Raw genomic sequence first — 6,000 nt, forward strand, 5'->3', positions numbered from 1 at the left:
GAAGCCGCGCGTAAGTCCCCGTTCCTGTAAGGAAGTTGAGCGGACGATAAACCGGGTCAGCCGGTGAAGCCGGCCGTGATCCTCGTGAACTGCCAGGTGTCCTGGCTGATGCCGGAGCAGTTCTCGGCGACGCCGCCGCCCGCGCACGGCCGGTCACGGTTGACCGACCAGAAGGCGAGCCGGGCGAGGTGTTTGCTGTTCGCCCAGTCCTTGATCTGGGTCCAGATGGCGGGGGTCGTGGTCTCCTGCTGGTCGCTGAGGCCGTTCATCCCGGAGATGCCCATGTGGGCGTAGGCGGTCGCGTCGTCCCAGCCGTAGACCGACTTGAGCTTGGTCTTCAGGCCTTCGGCGGCGTTGACGGTGTTGCCGTACATGTCGCTGCCGCCGCCGAAGTCGAACGGCATGATCGTGAAGACGTCGACGTCGGCGTTGAGGGCCTTGGACTGCTCGATGAGCCGGTTGCCGTAGTACGTCGGGCCGGTCGTGGACGTCCCGAAGGTGAGGATGGTCCTCAGGCCGGGGTTGTTGGCCTTGACGATCTTCAGGGCGTTCAGGATCCGGTCCTGCACGGCCGTGTTCTCGAACTCGTCGCTGTTCTCGATGTCGACGTCGATCGCCTTGAGGCCGTAGGCGTCGATCACCTTCTGGTACGCGCCCGCGAGCGCTTCCGGTGTCGAGCAGTTGGGGCCGAGCTTGTTGCCGCTCCAGCCACCGATGGACGGGACGATGTCGCCGCCCGCCGCCCGGACGGCGTTGATCGCGGTCTGGTCCTGGCCGCCGGTGAGGGGGCGCTGTCCGTCCCAGGCCGGGTTGCAGCCGCCGGAGGAGAGGATGAACGCCATCGTGAACCACTTGACGCCGGTGGCGCTCATGACCGTGGTCGGGCTGGGCGGGTCGCCCCAGCCGGTGTAGAGGTACGGGGCGGCCTGCTTGAAGCCGGTGCCGCCGGAGCCCGCGCTCGTCGTCGCGGAGACGGCGTTCGAGGCGGGCGAGCTGTTGCCCGCCGCGTCGTGCGCCTTGACCGTGAAGCTGTACGCGGTGGACGCCGCGAGCCCGGAGACGGTGGCCGACGTCCCGCTCACCGTGAGGAGTTTGTTGCTGCCGCCGGAGTAGATGTCGTAGCCGGTGACGCCGACGTTGTCGCTCGCCGCGCCCCAGGAGAGGGAGACACTGCTGGACGTCTTGCCGGTGGAGGTGAGGCCGGTGGGTGCGGTCGGGGCCTGGGTGTCACTGCTGCCGCCGGGCCCGTCGAGGCTGATGTCGTCGGCGTAGTAGGTGCCCTGGCCGTACCAGCCGTGGGTGTAGATCGTGGCGCTGGTCTGCGATGCGCCGGTGGTGAACTTCACCGTCAACTGGGCGTACGTGGAGGGGGACTGGGTCCACGTGGAGCCGCCGCCGTCGACGCCGAGGTAGACGTAGCCGCCGCGCACCCAGCCGGACAGCGAGTACGTGGTGTTCGGCTGGACGGCGACCGTCTGGGCGCACTTGGCGTTGTCGCTCGAACTCGCCGCGCCCGCAAGGGCCTTGGCGCCGCCGTGGACGGGGGTGGAGACCACGGAGCCGAGGTTGCCCGTGCAGGACCACGGGCCGAGCGAGCCGGATTCGAAGCCGGAGTTGGTCAGGATGTTGGCCGCCTGGGCGGTGCCGGGCACCGCGACCGCGCCGGTGAGGGCGAGGGCGACGGTGCCGAGCAGAGCGAGGAAGCGGGGTCTCGCGGAGCGTCTGCGAGGGTGTCGTATTCGAGTGGAGAACACGCGAACTCCCGGTGCGTTAAAGGGGGTTGGGGACATGCGCGAACCATGTGACGCCGAGCTGTTCCTGCGACTCCCTCAAGTTGGTATGGACCAATGCGGTTGTCAAGACGGTCGGCCGGACAGGCCCTCCCCCACCGGTGCCTTCCGCACGTGCAGGACGCTGCCGTCCAGGGGCAGCCGTTCCCGGCCGACCAGGGTGAGGCCCGCGTCGGCGAAGAGGCGGCCGTAGTGGTCGGCGCCGCGTTCGTGGCCGCCGACGTTGCACATCATGTGGAGGTCCCAGGCCGTGGCGAGGGACGCGGAGCCGTCGGCGGGCAGGACGCGTTCCACGACGAGCAGGTCGGCGTGGTCGGGCATCGCGGCGGCGCAGTGGCGCAGGATCTCCCGGCAGCGGTCGTCGTCCCAGTCGTGCAGGACGCGGGAGAGGAGATAGACGTCGCCGCCCGCGGGGACGTCCGCGAAGTCGCCGACGCGGTACGTGCACCGGTCGCCGTGGGCAGCGAGCGCTTCGCGGGCGGCCTCGACGACGTGCGCGCGCTCCAGAAGGACTCCGCGCAGGCGCGGGTGGACACCGAGGACGCGGCCGAGCAGTGCGCCGTTCCCGCCCGCGACGTCGACGACGGTCGCGGGGTGCGGTGAGCGGCTCGCGGCGAGCAGCACCGGGTGGGTGGGCAGCGGCTCGAACATGGCGGACCCGGCGGCCATGGACCGGTCGAAGAGGTCGGCGAGTTCGGGGTCGCGGGCGAAGTGGTCGAAGTGGTTCTCGCCGAAGACGTGCTCGAAGCCGGTCTCCCCGGTGCGCACGGTGTGGGCGAGGGCGGCGAAGGAGCGGTAGAACGGGCCGCCGTACATCAGGGCGAGCGGGCCCATCGAGTCCGGGGCGTCCGTGCGCAGCAGGGCGCCGAGCGCGGTCAGCCGGTAGCCGCCGGCGCCCTGGTCGGACGTGACCACGCCGAGCATCTCCAGGTAGCGCAGGAGCGTGGCGAGGGGGCGCGGGGTGGCACCGACCTCCTCGGCCAGGGCGTCGACGCCGGTGGTCCGGTCCGTGTCGAGGGCGTCGGGGACGCGGAGTTGGGCGAAGGCGGCGAGGGCCTGGGTCGTCCAGGCGCCGGTGAGCAGGCGCAGCAGCGCCTCGGCGGGGCGGCGCGTGCGGTGTTCGGCGAGGTGGGCGGCGAGGACGTCCCGGTGGTCGCCCGGTGCGTAGAGCTCCATGCGCCGGTACTCGGTCTTCGCCGCGTCGGGCGCGGCGAAGTAGAACACCGTGCCGTTCTCGTGCGGGTTGTAGCCGCCGCCGTCGGGGACCGCGCCGTGCCGGCCGAGCGTGGCGCACAGGCCGCGCAGGACCAGCGGATCGGGCTGGTCGACCTCGAAGGCGAGATGGGCCTCGTGCCGGTGTTCGCGCTCGTGGGCGACGACCGGTTCCAGGCCGGAGCCCGGGGCGACGGTCAGGGCGAACACCTCGACGGTGCGGTGCGCTCCGTCCGGGCCGGTCACGGCGGGGCGCAGGATGCCGACGTCGAGGCCGGCCGGGTCGCGGCGGTGGCGTACGGCGAGCCGCTCGCGCACGACGACGCTGGGCCGCGGCGGGCCGTCGGGGGTGAGGCCGCACTCGGTCAGCATGGCGTGCAACTGGTCCGCGTCGTGCGGGAAGAGCAGCAGGGCCGCGTGGGCGAAGCGGCAGCGTTCCACCAGGGCGCGCAGCTCGGGGCCGTCGAGGCCGGGGAGCAGCAGCGGGAGCAGGCCGGCGGTGTCCTGCTCCCGGACGAAGTCGACCGTCGCGCGCAGACGGGACGTGTCGCCCGACATCGTGGTGATCATCGGGGAAGGGATCCTCTGTTCAGGTGCTGCGGGCAGGGATGCGGAGAAACTCGTGTGCGGGTACGTCAGACGCCGACGTAGTGCTCGGCGAACCAGTCCTGCTGGGCGCGGGAGTCGCGCAGTGCGGTGATGCGGGAACGGCGCAGGGAGTCGTGGAACCGCGCCTCGCCGTCGGTGCCGGGCCTGCCGTGCAGCAGCCCGATCATCCAGTGCGAGAACTCCTGGGCACGCCAGATGTGGGTGAGGCAGCGCGCCGAGTAGGCGTCGAGCCCCGCGGAGTCGCCGTGCGTGAGGTCGTCGATCAGCGCCTCGGCGAGGAGTTCGGCCTCCAGGACGGCGAGGTTGGCGCCCTTGGCGGCGGAGGGGCTGATCAGGCTGGCGGCGTCGCCCGCGAGGAACAGCGAGCCGTGGCGCAGGGGTTCGAGGACGTCGGACTCCAGGTGGACGACGCCGCGTTGGCCGACCGGCCCGGTGCGCAGTGGACCGTACGCGTCGGTGCGCAGGCGCAGGGACAGCTCGTCCCAGATGCGGTCGTCGGGCCAGTCCTCGGCACGGGTGTCGCGCGCGCACTGCAGGTAGTAGCGGGTGACCGTGGGGGTACGGGCCATGTGTCCGGCGAAGCCGCGGCCGTGCACCGCGTAGCCGACGGCGTCCAGGCTGGGCGGGGCGTTGGCGAGCAGGCCGAGCCAGGTCACGCCGTGGTCGAGGTGGTGGCGGCGGACGGCGTCCGCGGGGATCGACCGGCGGGCCGCGCCGTGCCGGCCGTCGCAGCCGGCCACGTACCGGGCCCGCCAGCGGCCGGGGCTCCCGTCGGCCGCGCGCACGGTGACCGAGGGCCGGTCCCCTTCGGCGCCCTGCACGGCGAGCGCCTCGGTCCCGAAGCGGATGCGCCCGCCGGCGTCGAGGTAGTGCGCGAGCAGGTCGCTCACCAGGGCCTGCTGCGGGTAGACGGTGTGCCGCTCGCCGCGGCCGAGGCCGCCGTAGTCGAGGCGGAACCTTCCTTCGTCGGAGCGGAACTCGCAGGTGTGGTGGGTCCGGCCGTCCCGGTTCAGGCCGTCGGCGAGACCGTGCCGCCGAAGGATCTGGACGGTGCGGGCGGCGAGGAATCCGGCGCGCGCCCGGGTCTGGATGTGCTCCCGGGTGCCCCGCTCCAGCACGACGCAGTCGATGCCGTCGCGCTGGAGGAGGTTGCCGAGGAGGAGGCCGGCCGGACCGGCCCCGAGAATGACGACGTCGGCCGTGTCACCGGCCGACGTCATGGGGTGGCGTTCTGTCACAGCGGGTGATCGTAAGTGACCCTCAGTGCCTCGATACGCCGGATTCCCCCGTATGCGCGCAGTGTGGTGCATGCACGCAGGTTGCCGAGCTGCTAGCTGCCGGGCCGTGCGTTCCAGGCGGCGACGACGGGCCTGCCGTGTTCGGTGGACAGGCGGCTGACCGTGCCCGTGGCCAGTTGGAACAACCGGCCCTCGACGGGCGGCAGTCCGAGCCTGCGGGCCGTGACCACGCGCAGGAAGTGTCCGTGGGCGACGAGCACCACGTCGCCCTCGTTCCCGGCGAGGGCCTGGTCGACGCGGGACAGGACCCGGTCGGCGCGCTCGCCGACCTGCTCCGGGGACTCGCCCTCGGGAGCGCCGTCCGTCCACAGGTCCCAGGCGGGCCGGGCCCGGTGGATCTCGCGGGTGGTGATCCCCTCGTACGCGCCGTAGTCCCACTCGTGGAGGTCGGCGTACGGGGTGGCCCCCACCAGGCCCGCCAGATCGGCGGTGCGGACCGCGCGGTCCAGCGGGCTGGTGAGGACGAGCGCGAAGGGCCGGCCGGCGAAGAACGGGGCCAGGGTCTTGGCCTGTTCCTCGCCGTGCCGGGTGAGGGGCTTGTCCGTACGGCCGGTGTGCTGGCCGGACAGACTCCACTCGGTCTCGCCGTGGCGTACCAACAGAAGGTCGCCCATGGCGATCATCCCTTTCCCGGAAGGACGGAGTTACTTCTTCTCGACCGCGTGGCCGCCGAACTGGTTGCGCAGCGCGGCGATCATCTTCATCTGCGGCGAGTCCTCCTGCCGCGAGGCGAAGCGCGCGAAGAGCGACGCGGTGATCGCGGGCAGCGGCACCGAGTTGTCGATGGCGGCCTCGACGGTCCAGCGGCCCTCGCCGGAGTCCTGCGCGAAGCCGCGCAGCTGGTCCAGGTGCTCGTCGTCGTCAAGGGCGTTGACGGCCAGGTCCAGCAGCCAGGAACGGATGACCGTGCCCTCCTGCCAGGACCGGAAGACCTCACGGACGTCGGTCACCGAGTCCACGGCCTCCAGGAGCTCCCAGCCCTCGGCGTAGGCCTGCATCATGGCGTACTCGATGCCGTTGTGAACCATCTTGGAGAAGTGGCCCGCACCGACCTTGCCCGCGTGCACCGACCCGAAGTCACCCTCGGGCTT

4 protein-coding genes and 1 pseudogene are annotated in these 6,000 nt (G+C 72.0%); all 5 read right to left on the reverse strand.

The features are described 5' to 3' along the window. Positions 1-56: 56 nt before the first annotated feature. Positions 57-1,739: a carbohydrate binding domain-containing protein gene (locus tag B072_RS0137345; RefSeq protein ID WP_026246697.1), complete on the reverse strand. Its 1,683-nt coding sequence runs from the start codon at positions 1,737-1,739 to the stop codon at positions 57-59. A gap of 117 nt (positions 1,740-1,856) precedes the next feature. After that, on the reverse strand, positions 1,857-3,572 hold the full coding sequence (locus B072_RS0137350; RefSeq protein WP_018535100.1) for a methyltransferase: 1,716 nt from the start codon (positions 3,570-3,572) through the stop codon (positions 1,857-1,859). A gap of 65 nt (positions 3,573-3,637) precedes the next feature. Beyond that, entirely contained in the window at positions 3,638-4,831 is a 1,194-nt protein-coding gene (locus B072_RS0137355) for a 4-hydroxybenzoate 3-monooxygenase (RefSeq protein WP_018535101.1), read from the reverse strand. Between the two features lie 110 nt (positions 4,832-4,941). Next, positions 4,942-5,523, reverse strand: a complete 582-nt coding sequence (locus tag B072_RS0137360; protein WP_026246698.1) for a histidine phosphatase family protein — start codon at positions 5,521-5,523, stop codon at positions 4,942-4,944. A 30-nt stretch (positions 5,524-5,553) separates the two neighbouring features. Further along, positions 5,554-6,000: pseudogene (locus B072_RS0137365) on the reverse strand (6-phosphogluconate dehydrogenase); the annotation flags it as partial.

Origin of the sequence: Streptomyces sp. HmicA12 (assembly GCF_000373565.1) — a bacterium.
In the GTDB taxonomy this organism is placed as follows: domain Bacteria; phylum Actinomycetota; class Actinomycetes; order Streptomycetales; family Streptomycetaceae; genus Streptomyces.

Coding starts and splice junctions, on each gene's coding strand:
- B072_RS0137350 (WP_018535100.1), bottom strand. CDS start 3,572: ATGATCACCACGATGTCGGGCGACACGTCCCGTCTGCGCGCGACGGTC.
- B072_RS0137355 (WP_018535101.1), bottom strand. CDS start 4,831: ATGACGTCGGCCGGTGACACGGCCGACGTCGTCATTCTCGGGGCCGGT.
- B072_RS0137360 (WP_026246698.1), bottom strand. CDS start 5,523: ATGGGCGACCTTCTGTTGGTACGCCACGGCGAGACCGAGTGGAGTCTG.